The sequence below is a fragment of the Acinetobacter sp. WA-87 genome (assembly GCF_039938935.1).
GTDB lineage: Bacteria > Pseudomonadota > Gammaproteobacteria > Pseudomonadales > Moraxellaceae > Acinetobacter > Acinetobacter seifertii.
Genome location: NZ_JBDUVF010000005.1, coordinates 147,880 through 166,387, shown reverse-complemented (window position 1 = coordinate 166,387; position 18,508 = coordinate 147,880). Strand labels below are relative to the sequence as shown.

The window sequence follows — 18,508 nt, the reverse complement described above, 5'->3', positions numbered from 1 at the left end:
GAAATTTTACTCATGACTGATTTACATCGCTTATCAATTCGTGAACTTGCTGAAGGCTTAAGCCAAGCGAAGTTTTCATCTCGCGAATTGACTGAACACTATTTAAAACGTATTGCTAAAATTGACCTACTGGTAAAAAGCTACGTGACGGTTACACCTGAACAAGCGCTTGCTGAAGCCGACGCAGCCGATGCAGCTTTAAAAGCGGGTAATGCAACCGCTTTAACGGGTATTCCACTTGCTCATAAAGATATCTTTTGTACCAAAGGCATTAAAACCACTGCTGGTTCAAAAATATTAGACAACTTCATCTCTCCTTACGATGCAACTGTTGTTGAAAAAACTAAAGCAGCTGGTCTTGTCACTTTAGGTAAAGTGAACATGGATGAGTTTGCGATGGGTTCAACCTCTGAAAGCTCATATGTTGGTGCAACAAGTAACCCATGGGCGCTTGACCACGTTCCTGGTGGTTCATCAGGTGGCTCTGCTGCTGCGGTAGCAGCTGATTTAGCACCTTTTGCTACAGGTACTGATACAGGTGGCTCAATTCGTCAACCTGCCTCTTTCTGTGGTTTAACAGGCTTAAAACCGACCTATGGTCGTGTATCTCGCTTCGGTATCATTGCTTATGCATCATCTTTAGACCAAGCGGGTCCAATGGCACGCTCTGCTGAAGACTGTGCTTACCTCATGAATGTAATTGCAGGTCACGATGCAAAAGACTCGACTTCGGTTAAAAAGGAAGTTGATGACTACGTTGCAAACTTGAATAACACATCTGTAAAAGGTTTACGCATTGGTATTCCTAAACAGTACTTTAACGTTGCAGGCTTAAATGCTGACGTAAAAGCACGTGTTGAAGAGTCTTTGAAAAAGCTTGAAGAAATGGGTGCAACACTTGTTGAGATCGATCTCAACATGACTGAAGCTTATGTACCGACGTATTACCTGATTGCGCCAGCAGAAGCATCTTCTAACTTATCTCGTTACGATGGCGTTCGTTACGGCTACCGCTGTGAAAATCCAGCAGACTTGATGGATCTTTATAAGCGTTCTCGTTCAGAAGGCTTTGGTCCAGAAGTTCAACGTCGTATTTTGATTGGTACATACGCGCTTTCTGCGGGTTATTACGATGCTTACTATGTAAAAGCACAAAAAGTACGTCGCTTAATTCAACAAGACTTCTTAAAAGCATTTGAAAATGTAGATGTGATTGCGGCTCCTGCTGCTCCAACAACTGCGTATAAAATTGGTGCGAACTTAAGTCCAACTGAAATGTATTTAGGCGATATCTATACACTTGCAGTGAACTTAGCAGGCTTACCAGCGATTAATGCTCCTGTTGGTTTTGATAAAGACAGCTTACCTGTAGGCTTACAATTAATTGGTAACTACTGGTCAGAATCGCAATTATTGTCGATTGTCCATCAATACCAACAAAACACCAATTTCCATACTCAACGTGCGGCAATTGCTGAGGAGAATGCATAATGGCTGAAGCTCAAAAGTTGAAATTGATTGACGGTTGGGAAGTCGTTATTGGTATCGAGATTCACACTCAGCTTGCAACCAATTCTAAAATTTTCTCTGGTTCATCGACTGAATTTGGTCAAGACCCAAATACACAAGCGAGCCTAGTAGATTTGGCTATGCCGGGTGTACTCCCTGTTTTAAATGAAAAAGTAGTTGATCTTGCTATTCGCTTTGGTTTGGGTATCGATGCTTACATCGACCAAGCTTCAGTATTTGCGCGTAAAAACTACTTCTACCCTGACTCACCAAAAGGCTATCAAATTAGCCAAATGGATAACCCGATTGTGGGCTTGGGTCATATCGACATTCAACTTGAAGATGGTACGACTAAACGTATTGGCGTAACTCGTGCTCATCTTGAAGAAGATGCAGGTAAATCTGTACATGACCAATTTGAAGGCATGTCTGGCATTGACTTAAACCGTGCTGGTACCCCTTTGCTTGAAATCGTGTCTGAACCAGACATGCGTTCAGTTGAAGAAGCGGTTGCTTATATCAAAGCGATTCACACGCTGGTACGTTGGTTAGGTATTTCTGACGGTAACATGGCCGAAGGTTCATTCCGTGCGGACTGTAACGTGTCTTTACGCCGTCCAGGCCAACCTTTTGGTACACGCTGTGAGCTTAAAAACCTCAACTCATTCCGTTTCATTGAGCAAGCGATCAATGTTGAAATTGAACGCCAAATGGAAATTTTGGAATACGGCGGAAGTATCGACCAAGAAACACGTTTGTTCGATCCAAACAAAATGGAAACGCGTTCAATGCGTTCTAAAGAAGAAGCAAACGATTACCGCTACTTCCCAGATCCAGACTTATTACCAGTAATTATTGCAGATGAGCAAATCGAAGCTGCTCGCGCTGCACTTCCAGAGCTTCCTGCTGCACGTCGTGCACGCTTTATCGCAGACTTTGGTGTAACTGAGTACGATGCTCACGTACTTACGCTCTCACGCGAAATGGCAGACTTCTATGAAGCTGTTGTTGCTGCGGCTGGTGGTGCGAAGCAAGGTAAAATTGCTGCAAACTGGGTAATGGGTGAATTCTCTGGTGCTTTAAACAAAGCAGGCCTAGATTTGGCTGATTCACCTGTTTCTGCTGAACAGCTTGGCGGCATGATTGCACGTATTGTTGACAATACCATTAGTGGTAAGATTGCTAAACAAGTCTTTGGCTTTATGTGGGAATCGGAAGGTAAATCTGCCGATGATATTATTGCGGAAAAAGGCTTAAAGCAAGAAACCGACACTGGTGCAATTGAAGCAATCATTAAAGAAGTACTTGCAGCCAATGAAAAAATGGTTGAAGAGTACAAGTCTGGTAAAGAGAAAGCCTTTAATGGTCTTGTTGGTCAAGTCATGAAAGCATCTAAGGGTAAAGCCAACCCTGCGCAAGTCAATGAATTAATGAAAAAATTGATTGGTTAATTTAATCTAATTTTTAGAAAAACCCGCTTTAGAGCGGGTTTTTTATCTATTTTAAAATGCAATGAATCCACAATAATTTTTAAGCTAAAACTATGCTGAACAGGTTACTCATGATAAATAAATTACTTATTACTGCTTCTTTATTGTTAATAAACTCGACACTTTTTGCTCAAACGGTTCAAGTCCCAAAGAGTGAAGTAGCATCTATTTTTAAAGCTGCAAATTTCAAAAAAACGAAACATGGCTGGAAAGGTAACTGTGATACTGGTGAAATTATCATTTATAAAGATTTAAATGGCGATGGTCATAAAGATGCAGTTATTCAAGATAGTAGCACTATGTGTTATGGCAATACGGGTGTTGGCTACTATATTGTTTCCCAGCAAAAAGATGGTCAATGGAAAAAACTATTTAGCGACTCTGGCATCCCCACCTTTTTGAAAACTAAAGGCAAAGATGGCTGGCCTGATATTGAAAATGGGGGGACAGGCTTCTGTTTTCCTATTTATCGATGGAATGGTAAGGAATACATCCTTAACCGTCGTGAATATGAAGGTAAAGCTTGTGAGTTATAAAAAGCAGACCCCATAAATTTAAAAGCCTCTATTTATCGAGGCTTTTTTTATATCACTTACGAAACACTCTTCGACTAAAGAATGAGCTTTTTCCTAAAAATCACACTACCGTTATGCTAATTTAAATTAAAAATAGAAATCACTTATATTTTAAAAAGAGGAGTAAAATATGTCTAAAAAGATTTTAATGTTAGTCGGTGACTATGCCGAAGACTATGAAACTATGGTTCCATTTCAGTTCTTAACAGGTTTAGGTTATACCGTGCATGCTGTTTGCCCGAATAAAAAGAACGGTGACCATATTGCAACCGCTATTCATGATTTTGAAGGTGAGCAAACTTATAGCGAAAAACGAGGCCACAACTTCGCGATTAACTATGATTTTAATGCTGTTAATACCGAAGACTATGTAGGTTTAGTCATTCCGGGTGGCCGTGCACCAGAGTATTTACGCATGAATGAACGTGTTATCGAAATTGTACGTGAATTTGATAAAGTGAAAAAACCAATTGCAGCCGTATGCCACGGTGCTCAGTTACTCGCTGCGGCAGACATTTTAAAAGGCCGCCTCTGCTCAGCTTATCCAGCATGTGCAGCCGAAGTAAAATTAGCAGGTGGGCAATATGCAGACATTGCTGTAACTGATGCCGTTACCGATGGGCATTTAGTAACGGCTCCGGCTTGGCCTGCCCATCCAGCTTGGTTAGCACAATTTGTGAAAGTTTTAGGCGCTACGATTACGATCTAAAGAGATCTCTTTATCCCAAATACAATAAAGCCTGCTCTTAGATAGCAGGCTTTATAACTAAAATAGAAAACTAGATTTTTATCTTGTAATTCCCAGCTTATTCCAAATTTCTGGTGTTAAAAACGTTGTCACCAATTTGTTTAGGTCGATATAGCGTAATGTACCCTGCAACTGTTGTTTAACGGCTGGGTCTTTAACAATATCTTCACCAGCACTCTGACCTAACTGTTGGAAAGCTTCTCCAACTGCCTTAACACCTTCTGCCTTAATCACAGCTTTAGTTTGGGTAGAACATTGCTCTACAATCACGCGTTGTAAAACCTGAGCCAGTTTTTGGTCTAACTGGTCTTTTTGCTCAGGTGTTACATTACTAAATGCTTTTAAATCGGGATGAGCTGCTAAAGCCGTAAATGTCCACTGAAGCACCGTGGTTTTATCTGAAGCTGTTGTTGCTTTAACCAGACAATCACTGAGCTGATCGACCGTTGGACCAGCCATCGTAATTTGTGTTGCACCCAGTACAGCCGCCGCCACACATATTGAACGACTCAGATGTGAAAACTTATGGCGAGCAATAGCGTAAAGATGACGTGACATAGGTCTAGCTCCAATAAACAATCTGTTCTTTTTATCACAGAGTCACCAGAGTTACCTGTTATGACTCTGTAACCGCAAAGTAGTTATTTCACCACAGACTCTATTCGGTCAAGCTCCCACACCCCACCTGCTGCCAAGCCTTTACACATCCCTGTCCACATATCCTTAGTGTGTACAAAACTCTTGCCATCCCAGACCCATTCTTCACTTGCCCAGCAGTCCCCAATACCTCGTCCCTTTTGAGAACTGCTGATCATACCGCTATCGAAATCTGAAGCAGACTCGGTCACAAACGTTGCCTTACCATTTAAAGACTCATCGAGCACCCATGCCCCATACCCTTCGTTATAGGCCCCTCTCCAACACAATGTAGTCGCTAGAACTTTTTGATTGGTTAGTTTATATAGCTCGATTTCTTGTGGTTCAGCTCCATCACTATTACCGCCATAAACGCCTTCACAAAAGCCGTCTTCTTTCGGATTCGGTTTAGCTGCCATCAGACTACGGTATATTGCTTGGTACTGTTTATTTTTTGGCTGTAAAGTTAAGTAAGGTTTGGTTGCCGTCTTAATACGTTTTACAACTAGTTTTGGCTCAGGTATCAGCACTTGATTTTCATTGGCACTGCCCTTTTTGACTAAAGCACCAACAGTTCCAATACGCTTCTGAAAATCATCCATTTTTAATAACACAGCAGTCATTCCTTCATCGGAAATTTTCCATTGATGCTGCGCATTTTTAAATGTAATTTCAGTTTCCTGTTTAGACTGCTGTAGTAGAGCATTAGCTTCTAAGCTACTTAGTTTACCCATAATTGGCAGCTCAGTACCGTCTACAGTTACCGGTCCTAAGTCTTTGCCATTGATATAAAAATGGATATTTTTAAGCTGATTTGTAAGCATGCTTTGTTCATAGTCAGACAAAGCAAACTCAACTTGCACAGGTTGTTTTGGCCCTGCTTTACGCGTTATTAAAATTGAAGCTGGATTATCACTATTGTCTTCATTTTGATAGCCAGCAGCCTTACAGGTACCCGTATTACTACAATAGATTTCCCACTCTTGATGAGAAAATGAAATGCCTTTAATGTCTTGAGCAAAACTATAAGAACTTATTGCTGCTAAACAGCAAATTGAAAGTATATTTTTCATTTTTCCATATCTCTATAAATCTGTTTTTATTATGAAATTAAAAACAGTTTTCAATTTTGAATTACCTTATAGTTTAAAAGAATATGTTAGATTTATATAAGATTTTAAATTGATTACTTTCTAAAAATGAAAAAATTAAATTTTTTATTATGCACAGTATTGGTAAGTCTCACTTCAACTGCTTATGCAGAAGTAAAAAGCTTTACTCCTCATTTTCCAAAGTTTTATAGCTCTGCTGCAACACGCAAAGCAGATAATCAGTTCTATAAGCTTGGAGAAGCAAATTTTTTAAACGGCGTTACAGTCCCTTTTTATGGCGTTACTGCACAAAACCCAATGGAGGATGGTTTACTTAAAGATTTTGAAAAATGCACACCTAAAAGCTGCAATTTTAATTTTAAACTCGATGCTCAACATGCCAAACAACTCAAGCTTCTTGCATTACCTGAAACAGGATTGGTGCTGGTTCCACGTAACTGGCAAGATGTAGAAGCAAATGCAGGTGCGAATGGAACTGGTTTTGCTTTAGCAATGAGTCCAGATCAAAAACAAGCGATAGAGCTTTATGACTCTTCTTTTTGCGTTGGGTGTGGATTACCAAATGCAACGCTTTATTTTCCTGAACTGTTAAAAGAAAGTGTTGAAGATGATTTTGGTGGATTCAAAGACCCCAAAAAACTCATTACCATCGTTCATCCCTCTAAAAAAGTGGCTTTTTTTAGTTATCAAATTCCACAAGTGAACAATAAAACGCATGGTATTGCCAAATATTATGATGAGGACACGTTCAACTACAAAGAGATTCAAGTCACCTTAGATAAATCTCAGCAATCATTAGTTGGTCCTATTCTTAATTTTTATAATGCAACTCATTAAATATTTGTACCTATAAAAAAACCCGCTTTCGCGGGTTTTTATTTATTTATGCAATATTGATTCAAAAGCTTTTAAACGCTTGTAAATCGAAAGTAACTCAATAATGGTTTTCCATGAACTAATTAAATATTGGAATGAATCTCTTACGCGACCAAACACATTTGCAATTTGTTGAATTAAACCTAATGTGAGTTTACCAGCAGCTATAGATGGGAAAAGAACAACCAAGTTATACAAAATATCAAGTTGTCCATACCAAATCGCCGTCATATTGAAATAGGCATAATGAAAGTAAAGTCTAAAATAATTTTTACGTACATTACTAAATAACTCACGTAAAGTAGCAGGTTTTGCACGATCAGCATGATCTTCACCATAAACCAATTCTTTACGGTAAGCTGCTTCTACTTTTTGATTGTTAAATTGTAGACCAGGTAATTTAATACCAACTACCATTAATAAAATGGTACCAAAAATTGACCATACTATTGCAGCCCATACCAAAGAGTGATCTAACTCACCAACAATTGGTAAAACAGTAACGTGTTTAGAAAGTTGAAATAAAATAGGTAAGAAAGCAATCAATGTAATAACAGCTTTTACCAACTCTACCCCTAAATCTTCCAAAATAGTTGCAAAACGCATGGTATCTTCTTGTACACGCTGCGAAGCACCTTCAATATGGCGAAGCTTTTCCCAATGTTCCGTATAGTATTCATTCATTGCCGTACGCCAACGGAATACATAATGACTTGTAAAAAAAGCATTAATGACAGCTAAAGTCACAGCGACCATTGCAATATAAAGAAATACTAGGGTTTCACTATATAGTGCAGAGAGATCACCCCCTCCACTAGAAAGCATTTTTTGAATTAAGTCCCAAAATGGTACATACCATGCATTAATAGCAACACTGGACTGAACGGCAAACCAGATATTAAATAGAATAAATGCTGATCCCCAGATAGACCAACGCTGCCAAGAATTATTAGAAACGATTTTCCAAAAACCGGCAAAAATTGCTGTGGAGACTAAAAACCAGAGATAAAACCATAAGAAAGCAGGTGACCAGAAGCGACTTACACCAACAGGCAATTCAGCATCTGCATAACCATGGGGAAAGCCTACATACTGCCCCCAGTGTTCTCCCCCTGTATACCAGAGCACCATATTTAGCGCGAGCCAAATAACTACAGATATAAAAAAATACCGTGGAGACGGAAAAAATGATTTGAACATTGAGTGTTGTTATCCCTATATTTCTTCAAATTTGCAATGAAGAGAATACTAAAACCTAAACCTTAAAATTGTGAAGGGCAAAGTTTAGAGAATTGTCAGTTTTTCCCATTTCATTGAAGGATTTGATCGTTTTTTTGTAAATTCATCCTTTTTGCAATTTAATCCATTTAAATTGCTTCGTATATGACTCCCTTAAGAGCCATATACGGCTTTTATATCATAGTGATACCTGTGTTTAAATCTCTTCTTTACGAACAATATAACCTTCAAGCTGCATAGCCTGAATTAAAGGTTCCAAATCTGGAGCACTTTTTAACTCGACATCAACACTGACCGCACTTTCTTTGGCACGACTTGTGGCAGCAAAGCGTTCATGGCGCAATTCGTAAATGTTACCGCCTTGCTCAGCAATAATTGCTGTTAAACGCGCTAAAGCACCCGGATTATCTGGTAATTCGACACGAATACGAACCATACGCCCCGTACGCGTCAAGTGACGCTGTAATACGGAAACCATCACTCGTGTATCAATATTGCCTCCAGATAAAACAACCCCGACTTTATGACCTAAAAATAGATCTGGTCGAGACATAATTGCAGCAATACCTGTCGCCCCTGCTCCTTCACATACTGTTTTCTCAATATTAAGTAACAGCGCAATTGCTTCTTCAATCATGTCTTCAGTGACAACAACAATGTCATCAACGTATTCTTTAGCGATTTGAGTCGTCAGCTCACCCGGAGTTTTAACCGCAATACCTTCAGCTACGGTCGAACCTAATGAAACTGCAATTTGATAGTTACAAAGCAATTTCGCCATGCTTGGGTAAACCACCGACTGAACCCCTATGACCTTAATTTTAGGGTTTATCGATTTTGCTGCAATCGCAATACCAGAAATGAGACCTCCACCGCCAATTGGCACAACTAAAATGTCTAGTTCAGGAACAGCTGCAAGCATTTCGAGCGCAATGGTTCCCTGACCAGCAATAATTTCAGCATCGTCAAAAGGATGAATAATCGTTAATGATTCTTCTTGAGCAACACGGTGCATTTCAGCAGCAGCTTCAGAAAAGTCTTGACCATGCAAAATAACGCGTGCGCCGTATTCACGTACTCGTTGTACCTTCACATTAGGCGTCGATTTAGGCATGACAATAGTTGCTGTTACACCTGTACGCTGAGCATGATAAGCAACGCCTTGTGCATGGTTACCCGCTGAAGCAGCGATTACACCATGTTGCTTTTCTTGTTCAGACAAACTCAAAAGTTTATTCAATGCGCCTCTTTCTTTAAAAGAAGCCGTAAATTGTAGATTTTCAAATTTCAGCCACATTTCTGCCCCTAGGGTTTTAGAAATGGTTTCTGAAAAAACAAATGGTGTTTTAACCACTAAACCATCTAAACGCTCTGCAGCGGCATGTATATCTTCTAATGTTGGAAACTCTTGTTTTACCTGTTGCTGAATCATCTAATTAGTCGGCCTCAATATGTTACAAATCAATTATTTTTTTGAAAAATAGCATGAATTTCTCACATCTGTCATGAGGAGTTTTCAGCATAGCTCCACTATACAAAAATTTTTATCAGCACATACAAATCTTTTATATTTCAACAAAAAAGCCCGAACAGGGCTTTTATTTAATTTTCATATACTTGCTTTTGATTTATTTGGACTGGGCACTTAAACCGTCAGTGGAAAGATTCTGTTCAGCTATTTTTTCATCAATTGCAAACTGAATATCAGACAGTTTTGCATTTGCCGCATCTATACCTGCTTTCATGGTAGCTTCACGGCCTTTCACATCAAAAATATGTGCTTTTTCTCTTAAATCTGGTTGAATCACGACATCTGCATATTGAAGTTCTTCAGCAGCTAAACGCCCTTGCATAATATTAATATTCTGGTTGAAGAGCCCCCATACATTCGAAGTTTCCGTATAAATCGGTTGGGCCAAAATATCGACAGCAATAATAACATCAGCACCTAAATCACGGGCAACTTCAACAGGTACCGGACTGACTAAACCGCCATCTACATATTCAGATTTACCAATTTTAGTCGGTATAAACATACTTGGAATGGATGCAGAGGCTCTTACAGCTTGACCAGTATTACCGTAATTAAATACGGTTTTGGTACCATGCTTAAGCTCTGTTGCAACCACGTACATTGGTATTTTCATTTTTTCGAGTGGTAAGTTATTTACTTGTTGGTTTACATAGTCTTCAACTTTTTTGCCATCAAAAAAACCTTTTAAACCGATACTAATGTCACGGACATCGGCCGCTTTCATTTTCAATGCAGTATCACGCAATTCATCAGGTGTTTTTCCACTTGCATAAATTGCCCCAACAATACTGCCCGCACTGGTTCCTACAATGAAATCAGGACGAATACCATGCTGTTCTAAAACTTCAATCACGCCAATGTGTGCATATCCACGAGCACCACCACTACCTAACACTAGCGCGACAACTGGCTTTTTCTGCTGTTTCTTAATTTTTGCAAAGGGCTGGTCAACAAAACGAGAGTATGCCTCTGCCGTCTGTGGTTTTAAGGCAGATAAGTGTGAGGTGGTCTGGCAGCCAGCCAACACCATAGAAAGTCCGAGAACCCACAATTTAAGCTGTTTCATGGCCCATCTTTGCACTATGACGTTAAATTTTGAACTGCAAGTTTAGTTGCTCGTTCTGTGAAAAGCTGTATTGAATTTATTTAATTTGTCATGTTTAAAATTTATACTCAAGTGTTTTTATGGTGTATAAAAAAAGCCCCTTATTTCTAAGAGGCTTTTTTGAAAATTACCAAATATCTGAATCGACTTTTTTCTTCAACTCTGGATATTTATTAATTTTAAACTCTGGTTCTTTAATACCTTGTTTTAATTGCTCACGATAGTCTTTCAACAAAGTACGTGCCACTGGTGTTAATAGTAAAATTGCGATTAAGTTAATCGTCGCCATGATACCCATAAACAAGTCAGCCATTGACCAAACTAATGGAACACTACCAATTGCACCGAAATACACCATTACCAATACAAAAATACGGAAGATGAACATAACTTTCGGATTGTTATTAATAAACTGCACATTACCTTCAGCGTAGGCATAGTTACCTAGTACAGCTGAATAACAGAACAAGAATAATAGAACAGCAAGGAAGTCCGATCCCCAATGCCCAACTTGAGTTTCTAAAGCACGTTGAGTTAATTCAACACCAACGAAGCCCGCATCATGGTAAACACCAGAAACCAAAATGATAATTGCAGTACTTGTACAAACAATGAAGGTATCTACGAATACACCAAGCATTTGTACTAAGCCTTGGTTTACAGGATGTTTCACATCAGACGCAGCAGCAGCATTTGGTGCAGAACCCATACCCGCTTCGTTTGAGAACAAACCACGCTTAATACCTTGCATCATTGCCATTGATACGGCAGCACCAAAGAAGCCACCTGCTGCAGACTTAAAATGGAAAGCTTCAGTCACAATCAGCTTTAAAATATCAGGTAAAATTGCATAGTTGCTTAATGCAATATATAACGCAACAGATAAGTAAAGACCTGCTTTTAAAGGCACGAACATTTCTGCAAATTTAGCGATACGTTTAATACCACCAAAAATTGCCAATGCAACCATAACGACAAGCGCAATACCAACCCAAGAGATTTCTAAATCAACACCACCTAAATGAGCAATAAGATTGGCCTTGTCCCAACCCCATGCATGTGAAGATGCATTAGCAATTGCATTGATTTGAACTGAGTTAAATACGAAACCGTAAGTAAAGATTAATGCCAGTGCGAAAACTACACCGAAGGTTTTACTACGTAAACCTTGAGTAATATAGTAAGCCGGTCCACCACGGAACTGTTTGCTCTTGCTATCTCGAACTTTAAATAACTGAGCAAGTGTAGACTCAATAAAAGCCGAGCTCATACCAAGAACAGCTGTTACCCACATCCAGAACACTGCACCAGGACCACCAATTGCGATCGCGATTGCTACACCAGCAATGTTACCTACCCCAACACGGCTCGCAAGACCTGTTACAAATGCCTGAAAAGGTGTAAGACCATGCTCGTCTTCGCCTTCAGTACGACTGCTTTTCATAACACGAATACTTTGCAAGAACATGCGAATTTGCACTGCTCCAGTTAAGACCGTATAAAAAATACCGACAGCCAGCAAGAAAATAACTAGGAAATCCCATAAAGGGTCATTAAAAAATTTTACCCACGACATCAATGTCGCATTGAGTTGTTCATTCATACTCGGTCCGCTTACGTTCTTGCTAATGCGCTATTAGCACAAGCCAAAATACTGCAATAAACAAAAAAGCCCCTCAAAATTGGGACTTTTTCAGTACATTTAAGAAAAAACTTTTAATGTCAATTGAATAGCAATTATCGTCACAAGTTTAAGCAACATGATGCCCAGCACTAAGCCTTTGAAGGTTGCATGAGAGAAAGCACTCTTCAAATAAAATGAATTCATCGCATTACTGAACATAGTCCCATTGGGATGAACAGCATGCATCGACTCAGCTACAAACTTGGAAACTAACAAATGACCACCGCTAAATCAGCTCGCTTAATGATTCACATCAATTAATCGAGTTATAAAAAATCTGGATTTAAGCCATAAGCATATTTACATATACTTTTGAGCGAATGTCTAAACTGCATATAAATTTCAAAGACTGTAACAAGCCAGCGCTATAACGCGACTATCTGCGCCCCGATCCTTGCTACTCAAGAAGCGTGCGTTGAGATGCGTACCAAGCTGTTGTATTTTTTTTAGCCTAGTCGTTGCGTGAGTTAAGTTCATTTTCATGGTCGCAATGGTAATCGCCAATCCTTGTTTCATGAACTGCTTGTTGATGAGCGGTAAACTCATGTAAAGCTCCTTATACCTCGTGTATTTCTCCACTTCTGCATAAAAATCTTTTTGTAAAAGTATTCATTATGCAGCCACTACTTTTCCTAACGTGAGTATGGAGAAATCATACCTGCGTAAAAAAGTCGGTATTATGCAGAAATTTAAACTTTTGTGTATGTTTTTCATTAAAACTTTATATAAAAATTGGTTATTTTTTATATAAAGTCATCCGTTTTGTACTGTTTTTAAACATATTCTACCTTTTTTCTAATTGAATATTTTTCGCTCACCCAAGCTTAATCTTTGTTTTTTTTATAATCGACAAACTCGCACTATTTTGTGCATTTAAGTCAAAAGTGGCATATTCGAATTATAATTAATCAGCCATTATGTCTAAACGAATCGCATCATCATACATGTAAGGATATCTCTTTTCTAATATTTTTTGCTTATAAATGCAGCAACTTCAAGATGTGAAATGAAGCATCAAAACGTATTGGATTTTAGAGAATAAGATCAGGAGTAATCATGAGTTTGGAACAAGTCCATCTTGTTGACGAGGCTATCACCTCTCGACATTCTGTACGTGCCTTTTTAGACACTGCAGTACCACAGCAAATCATTAAAGATATTTTAACAGTCGCAAGTCGCGCTCCTTCCGGAACAAATACTCAGCCGTGGAAAGTCTATGTTGTGACGGGGCAAAAACGTGATGAAATGGTAGAGCGTGTCTGTGCAGCACAGATTGAGATTTCTAAAAATCCTGAACTTGCAGAACAATATAAAGAAACTTTTGCCTATTACCCTGAAAAATGGGTTTCACCTTTTATTGACCGTCGCCGTGAAAATGGTTGGGGACTCTACGGTCTATTGGACATTAAAAAGGGAGAAAGAGAAAAAATGGCGGCTCAACAGTTACGTAATTTCAAACTGTTTGATGCACCAGTTGGACTTTTCTTTACAGTCAATAAAGCTATGGGAATTGGTTCAAAAATGGATATCGCAATGATGATCCAGAATGTCATGGTGGCTGCTAAGGCCCGTGGTTTAGATACATGTCCACAGGCAGCTTGGAACCATTTCCACCCGATAGTTTTAGATATTTTAGGGGCAGCAAATGATGAAGATCTAGTATGTGCGATTGCATTAGGTCATGCAGATCCCGCACATATTGTAAATACCTTTATTACTCCTAGAGAACCTGTAGAGAATTTCGCAGTCTTTCTAGATTAAAAGTTTATGTAAACCTCTCTTAAATTATGAGAGAGGTTTGCTTTTTGCCTGCTGCGTCGCTTTTAAAACAACAATGAAGCCACTTAAAGTAAATAGCACCATCATTATTCCCATATTGAGTGATGCAGACCAAACAAGAAAGTTAAGAAGCAAGCCACCTAATAATCCACAAGCAAATTGCATACTGCCCATAATTGCACTTGCTGTTCCAGCACGAGCACCTTGCTTAGACATTGCAAGTGCCATAGCATTTGGACCTGTTAATCCAATTCCTGAAATCGCCAAAAATAGCCCTAACATTACAAGCCATAAAGGTGCCATAGGGATTAAACCAGCAATTAATACAATGCTTGCCCCAGTTACTTGTACCATTGAACCTGCTTTTAAACGCTTGGTAATTTCAACACGTGTTGTTAAATGCTTGTTTAACGATGACATCAGCATAATGCCAAAAGCATTGAGACCAAATACATAAGCAAACTCTTGCTGATTTAGGCCATATTGGTCCATAAAAACAGCTGGAGCAGAACTGATATAACAAAATAACGCTGCACCTGTTAAGCATCCTGCGAACATAGGTAAACGGAAACTCGCATCTTTGAAAATAGCACCATATAAGGTAGCCACTTGATATAAAGATAGTTTAAGTCTTTTATCAATTGCCAAAGTTTCTTTGAAAAAGAAATGTACACATAGCCAGCATATCGCGCCCACAATTGAAAGCGTAATGAAAATCGCTTGCCACGGAAACCAGATTAAAATCCAAGCTCCAATCATAGGTGCCAAAATAGGTGCTAAACCCATCACGATCATCATGCTAGAAAAAGCTTGAGCTGAGCCTTGAACATCCAATCTATCACGTATAGCGGCGCGAGCCATGACCACACCAACACAACCACCTAAAGCTTGTAAAATACGCGCTGCAATCAGACCCCATTCATTTTTAGCAAGCACGCACAATAAACTTGCAACAGCATAAAGTGCGAGACCAAAATAAAGCGGCTTCTTTCTTCCAATACGGTCGCTTAATGGGCCATACACCAGCTGTCCAATGGCTAGACCAAAAAAATAAGCTGGTAGTGTATTTGCCACCATTTGCGTACTTACCCCAAAGTCGTGAGCCATTTGAGGCAACGCAGGTAAGTACATATCAATAGATAAAGGCCCTAAAGCCGTGAGTAACGCGAGCAACATAATCCAGCCAATAGAATATTGACGCTGGGCTGTTTGTTCAGACATAACGATATTTCATTTTTCACTCATTTGCATACAGACAAGCTTACACTGTCTATCGTATGATTTGTGCAACATTGATGTAGAAATACACAAATCCTTTATCACTCAGGTTGATCAGCAAGGACTTCATTTGAAATCTTGGTTTAAACGCCTAAAAAGAGCGACTTATAACACATCATTTATGTATAACGTGCGGATGCTGATTGCCTTTTCAGGAACTGCGTTCGTGCCTTATTTTCTAGGCCATCAACTAGCAACTATTCCTCTCACATTAGGTGTGGTCGCAGCTGGTTTAAGCGATATTGATGATCGCTTTTCAGTGCGTATCATGAATTTGATTTATACCTATATTGGTTTCTTCATTACCGCAGCTTCCGTACAATTACTTTTCCCTTATCCAATGCTTTTTGCATTAGGACTGATTGCCTCTTGTATTGGCTGGATTTTACTTGGCTCATTAGGTCGTCGCTACGCAACAATTTCTTACGGATGTCTGGTTGTTTCTGTTTATACCATGCTAGGAGTCCATTTATTTGACCAGTGGTATATACAGCCAGCGCTTTTGGTCGTAGGTGCAGCATGGTACGGTCTTATTGCAACAATTAGCTTTTTATTGTTTCCAGTACGACAGCTTCAAGACAAACTGGCAGCCTCTTATGGCTCATTAGGTGATTTTCTATTTGCCAAGTCTAATTTGTTTGATGTTGATATGACTCCTGCGAGTTATCAGCAGAGTATGATTGACCTGTCATTAGAAAATGGCAAATTGATAACAATTTTTAATGATCTCAAAACTGCTCTTTTAACGCGTTTAAAGGGTGACCGTGGACAAAAAGATACTCGTCGTAGCCTACATTATTATTTTGTCGCACAAGACATTCATGAACGTGCAGACTCTGCCCATATCGACTATCAAAAGTTAGCAAAGATTTTTGAGCACAGTGATATTTTATTTAGATTTCAGCGCATTTTGGCAATTCAGGGTAAAGCTTGCCAAGAATTAAATGAATGTATTTTACAACGTAAACCATATATTCATAACAAACGCTTTAAGCAGAGTTTTGAGAACTTGCGCTTATCTTTAGTAAAACTAAGAAATGATCAACAATATGACTTACTCTGGGTCAACGCACTTTTTGCCTTATACCGAAATTTAAAGTCTATTGACTCACAACTACTAAACTTAGAAACGGAACAACATATTCAGTCTGACAAAGTGAAGCAGGCTGAGAATCAACTCAAAGATGATGATTTAAAAGGTTGGAATGATATTGTTGTTCGAATCAAACAAAATCTAACACCCGAATCTGTACTGTTCCGTCATGCCATTCGAGTATCGATTGTTCTTTTCATTGGATACGTATTTATTCAAACTACTCGAATCGAATATGGTTACTGGATTATGTTGACTGCGTTATTTGTTAGCCAACCTAACTTTAACGCGACCAAGCGTCGCTTACGTTTACGTATAGTTGGAACATTAGTCGGAATTATTGTCGGTCTTAGCGTGGTATTTCTGGTACCTTCTATCGAAGGGCAATTAGTGATGCTGGTCTTAAGCGGCGTACTATTTTTCGAGTTACGCAGTAAGCAATATGCCCAAGCAACCGCTTTTATCACAATTTTGGCATTAATTAACTTTAACTTAGATGGCTCAGCAGTCGCTGCGGCTATTCCTAGATTTGTAGATACCTTAATTGGATGTGCTTTAGCGTGGTTCGGTGTCACCTTCATTTGGCCTGACTGGAAATTCCGTCGCCTACCCCGCAGTATTCGACGTTCCTTACAAGCACAATGTAATTATTTAGCGGAAGTAGTAAAGCAATACCATGAGGGACATAACCATGCACTCAATTATCGTATTGTTCGCCGTGCCGCTCATAACACCGACGCTGAGGTCGCTTCACTAATTTCAACTTTAGCGACAGAGCCGGACTTTGACCCTACCCGCAAGTCAGATATATTTGAATTTTTATGTCTCAATCATACATTTTTAAGTTATATCGCAGCACTTGGAGCACATCGGGAAAAGATTCAAGATCAAGCAGTTCTTAAAGTTCTAGATCAAGCGTTAGACGATATACAAGGTGCTTTATTAAGAGACGAAATGCCTGATTTGACAGCGCAGAATATGCTTAAAACAATACGTCAACGTTTAAGCCAAAATGATGAGGAAGACCAAAAGTCACTCATTATTTTACAGCAGTTATCACTGATGCTCAGTGTTTTAAACCGATTTAGTATGTTGAAACAACGACTAAGTCATGATCAAGATAATGATGCCAGCGAACTTGCTTCATTATAAAATTGACTCGGAATTTAGTATGAAATTGGCATAATATCCTTTCCTGACTTATGCCAATTAATGCTAAACTTAAAACAGTTTACAATTTGTTATTTGCACTATGACCGCGAAAACTTTATATGCTTATACGCTTCAGCCAGTTCCTTACGAGGTAACAGAAGCTGAACAACGTAATGCACAGCTTCTTATCTGGCGCAGCACCAATAAAATCAGCACAAAAATCTGGGCAATTATGGGCGTAATTTTAGCCCTTGCGATTTTAGGTCTTATTTTTATTAAGAACTACTCTACAGTGATTTGCTGGGTTGCCATTGTTGGTGTAGTACTTTATTACCTTGGCCGTAAATATGGCTTGGAATGGTATGTTAAGCGTAAGATGAATGAGTTTCCTGTACAGGAAATCAAAGGTATTCGTTTAGGCGTACAACCGCACGGTATCGTAATGCGCCAGCAAATGGGCTTACAAGAAGGTGTTGGAACGATTGGATGGAAAAACATCTATGAATGGTACAACACTCCTGACTTCATTTTAGTTAACTTTAAAGTGAAAGATCCTAAAGGCCAAGAACAACAAGGTGCATATATCTTGCCTAAACGTATGGATACTAAAAACTTTTCTTTTAACACAATTCGTAAGCATTTGAAAGAAACTGTAGGTGAGCCAAAAACTCTCTAATTTCTTCTCAATAAAAAAGCCT

The 18,508-nt window shown here is 39.1% G+C and carries 17 protein-coding genes; 8 read left to right on the top strand and 9 right to left on the bottom strand.

What is annotated here, in order from left to right; genetic code table 11:
* The first annotated feature begins 12 nt into the window (after nucleotides 1-12).
* From gatA to ABFY81_RS14975, 4 genes are all read left to right on the top strand, one after another.
* The gene (gatA, locus tag ABFY81_RS14990) at nucleotides 13-1,491 is read left to right on the top strand and encodes an Asp-tRNA(Asn)/Glu-tRNA(Gln) amidotransferase subunit GatA (protein ID WP_347914077.1); all 1,479 of its coding nucleotides are present in this window, start codon (nucleotides 13-15) and stop codon (nucleotides 1,489-1,491) included.
* Nucleotides 1,491-2,960, top strand: coding sequence for an Asp-tRNA(Asn)/Glu-tRNA(Gln) amidotransferase subunit GatB (gene gatB, locus ABFY81_RS14985; RefSeq protein WP_347914076.1), 1,470 nt, complete (start codon nucleotides 1,491-1,493; stop codon nucleotides 2,958-2,960). Before gatA ends, gatB begins: the two co-directional genes overlap by 1 nt.
* Nucleotides 2,961-3,070: 110 nt before the next feature.
* Nucleotides 3,071-3,535 (top strand): hypothetical protein, encoded by a 465-nt coding sequence (locus ABFY81_RS14980; RefSeq protein WP_347914075.1) that lies wholly within the window; start codon nucleotides 3,071-3,073, stop codon nucleotides 3,533-3,535.
* Between the two features lie 169 nt (nucleotides 3,536-3,704).
* Nucleotides 3,705-4,283 (top strand): DJ-1/PfpI family protein, encoded by a 579-nt coding sequence (locus ABFY81_RS14975; RefSeq protein ID WP_347914074.1) that lies wholly within the window; start codon nucleotides 3,705-3,707, stop codon nucleotides 4,281-4,283.
* 78 nt (nucleotides 4,284-4,361) lie between these two features.
* Here ABFY81_RS14975 and ABFY81_RS14970 read toward each other — a convergent pair whose 3' ends face one another.
* Both ABFY81_RS14970 and ABFY81_RS14965 read right to left on the bottom strand, forming a co-directional pair.
* Nucleotides 4,362-4,880, bottom strand: coding sequence for a hypothetical protein (locus ABFY81_RS14970; protein WP_191028882.1), 519 nt, complete (start codon nucleotides 4,878-4,880; stop codon nucleotides 4,362-4,364).
* Nucleotides 4,881-4,963: 83 nt separating this feature from the next.
* Nucleotides 4,964-6,031, bottom strand: coding sequence for a DUF1176 domain-containing protein (locus tag ABFY81_RS14965; RefSeq protein WP_347914073.1), 1,068 nt, complete (start codon nucleotides 6,029-6,031; stop codon nucleotides 4,964-4,966).
* A gap of 126 nt (nucleotides 6,032-6,157) precedes the next feature.
* Between ABFY81_RS14965 and ABFY81_RS14960 the strand changes: the two genes are divergently transcribed.
* A complete protein-coding gene (locus ABFY81_RS14960) occupies nucleotides 6,158-6,907 on the top strand; it encodes a DUF4850 domain-containing protein (RefSeq protein WP_347914072.1) in 750 nt (249 codons plus the stop codon).
* Between the two features lie 42 nt (nucleotides 6,908-6,949).
* Here ABFY81_RS14960 and sbmA read toward each other — a convergent pair whose 3' ends face one another.
* The 6 genes from sbmA to ABFY81_RS14930 form a co-directional block, all read right to left on the bottom strand.
* Nucleotides 6,950-8,146, bottom strand: a complete 1,197-nt coding sequence (gene sbmA, locus ABFY81_RS14955) for a peptide antibiotic transporter SbmA (protein WP_346791304.1) — start codon at nucleotides 8,144-8,146, stop codon at nucleotides 6,950-6,952.
* 235 nt (nucleotides 8,147-8,381) lie between these two features.
* On the bottom strand, nucleotides 8,382-9,617 hold the full coding sequence (locus ABFY81_RS14950) for a threonine ammonia-lyase (protein WP_346791303.1): 1,236 nt from the start codon (nucleotides 9,615-9,617) through the stop codon (nucleotides 8,382-8,384).
* A 196-nt stretch (nucleotides 9,618-9,813) separates the two neighbouring features.
* Nucleotides 9,814-10,785: a patatin-like phospholipase family protein gene (locus ABFY81_RS14945; protein ID WP_347914071.1), complete on the bottom strand. Its 972-nt coding sequence runs from the start codon at nucleotides 10,783-10,785 to the stop codon at nucleotides 9,814-9,816.
* Nucleotides 10,786-10,951: 166 nt separating this feature from the next.
* Nucleotides 10,952-12,427 (bottom strand): alanine/glycine:cation symporter family protein, encoded by a 1,476-nt coding sequence (locus tag ABFY81_RS14940; protein WP_004705795.1) that lies wholly within the window; start codon nucleotides 12,425-12,427, stop codon nucleotides 10,952-10,954.
* Between the two features lie 99 nt (nucleotides 12,428-12,526).
* The gene (locus ABFY81_RS14935) at nucleotides 12,527-12,667 is read right to left on the bottom strand and encodes a hypothetical protein (RefSeq protein ID WP_077162500.1); all 141 of its coding nucleotides are present in this window, start codon (nucleotides 12,665-12,667) and stop codon (nucleotides 12,527-12,529) included.
* Between the two features lie 183 nt (nucleotides 12,668-12,850).
* The gene (locus ABFY81_RS14930; protein WP_004705793.1) at nucleotides 12,851-13,054 is read right to left on the bottom strand and encodes a hypothetical protein; all 204 of its coding nucleotides are present in this window, start codon (nucleotides 13,052-13,054) and stop codon (nucleotides 12,851-12,853) included.
* Nucleotides 13,055-13,564: 510 nt separating this feature from the next.
* Here ABFY81_RS14930 and ABFY81_RS14925 point away from each other — a divergent pair.
* Complete coding sequence (locus tag ABFY81_RS14925) at nucleotides 13,565-14,269, top strand: nitroreductase (protein WP_347914070.1); 705 nt, start codon at nucleotides 13,565-13,567, stop codon at nucleotides 14,267-14,269.
* Between the two features lie 24 nt (nucleotides 14,270-14,293).
* Here the strand turns inward: ABFY81_RS14925 and ABFY81_RS14920 are convergent, their stop codons facing one another.
* Nucleotides 14,294-15,508 (bottom strand): multidrug effflux MFS transporter, encoded by a 1,215-nt coding sequence (locus tag ABFY81_RS14920; protein WP_004705791.1) that lies wholly within the window; start codon nucleotides 15,506-15,508, stop codon nucleotides 14,294-14,296.
* A gap of 127 nt (nucleotides 15,509-15,635) precedes the next feature.
* Between ABFY81_RS14920 and yccS the strand changes: the two genes are divergently transcribed.
* On the top strand, nucleotides 15,636-17,810 hold the full coding sequence (gene yccS / locus ABFY81_RS14915) for a YccS family putative transporter (protein ID WP_347914069.1): 2,175 nt from the start codon (nucleotides 15,636-15,638) through the stop codon (nucleotides 17,808-17,810).
* A 100-nt stretch (nucleotides 17,811-17,910) separates the two neighbouring features.
* Nucleotides 17,911-18,486 (top strand): SdpI family protein, encoded by a 576-nt coding sequence (locus ABFY81_RS14910; protein ID WP_004705789.1) that lies wholly within the window; start codon nucleotides 17,911-17,913, stop codon nucleotides 18,484-18,486.
* Nucleotides 18,487-18,508: the final 22 nt, after the last annotated feature.

Excerpts from the sequence above, each read along its gene's own strand:
- ABFY81_RS14945 (WP_347914071.1), bottom strand. The coding sequence starts at position 10,785 with ATGAAACAGCTTAAATTGTGGGTTCTCGGACTTTCTATGGTGTTGGCT.
- ABFY81_RS14950 (WP_346791303.1), bottom strand. The coding sequence starts at position 9,617 with ATGATTCAGCAACAGGTAAAACAAGAGTTTCCAACATTAGAAGATATA.
- ABFY81_RS14935 (WP_077162500.1), bottom strand. The coding sequence starts at position 12,667 with ATGTTCAGTAATGCGATGAATTCATTTTATTTGAAGAGTGCTTTCTCT.
- gatB (WP_347914076.1), top strand. The coding sequence starts at position 1,491 with ATGGCTGAAGCTCAAAAGTTGAAATTGATTGACGGTTGGGAAGTCGTT.
- ABFY81_RS14940 (WP_004705795.1), bottom strand. The coding sequence starts at position 12,427 with ATGAATGAACAACTCAATGCGACATTGATGTCGTGGGTAAAATTTTTT.
- ABFY81_RS14980 (WP_347914075.1), top strand. The coding sequence starts at position 3,071 with ATGATAAATAAATTACTTATTACTGCTTCTTTATTGTTAATAAACTCG.
- ABFY81_RS14920 (WP_004705791.1), bottom strand. The coding sequence starts at position 15,508 with ATGTCTGAACAAACAGCCCAGCGTCAATATTCTATTGGCTGGATTATG.
- ABFY81_RS14910 (WP_004705789.1), top strand. The coding sequence starts at position 17,911 with ATGACCGCGAAAACTTTATATGCTTATACGCTTCAGCCAGTTCCTTAC.
- gatA (WP_347914077.1), top strand. The coding sequence starts at position 13 with ATGACTGATTTACATCGCTTATCAATTCGTGAACTTGCTGAAGGCTTA.
- ABFY81_RS14975 (WP_347914074.1), top strand. The coding sequence starts at position 3,705 with ATGTCTAAAAAGATTTTAATGTTAGTCGGTGACTATGCCGAAGACTAT.
- ABFY81_RS14925 (WP_347914070.1), top strand. The coding sequence starts at position 13,565 with ATGAGTTTGGAACAAGTCCATCTTGTTGACGAGGCTATCACCTCTCGA.
- ABFY81_RS14970 (WP_191028882.1), bottom strand. The coding sequence starts at position 4,880 with ATGTCACGTCATCTTTACGCTATTGCTCGCCATAAGTTTTCACATCTG.
- ABFY81_RS14960 (WP_347914072.1), top strand. The coding sequence starts at position 6,158 with ATGAAAAAATTAAATTTTTTATTATGCACAGTATTGGTAAGTCTCACT.
- ABFY81_RS14965 (WP_347914073.1), bottom strand. The coding sequence starts at position 6,031 with ATGAAAAATATACTTTCAATTTGCTGTTTAGCAGCAATAAGTTCTTAT.
- sbmA (WP_346791304.1), bottom strand. The coding sequence starts at position 8,146 with ATGTTCAAATCATTTTTTCCGTCTCCACGGTATTTTTTTATATCTGTA.
- ABFY81_RS14930 (WP_004705793.1), bottom strand. The coding sequence starts at position 13,054 with ATGAGTTTACCGCTCATCAACAAGCAGTTCATGAAACAAGGATTGGCG.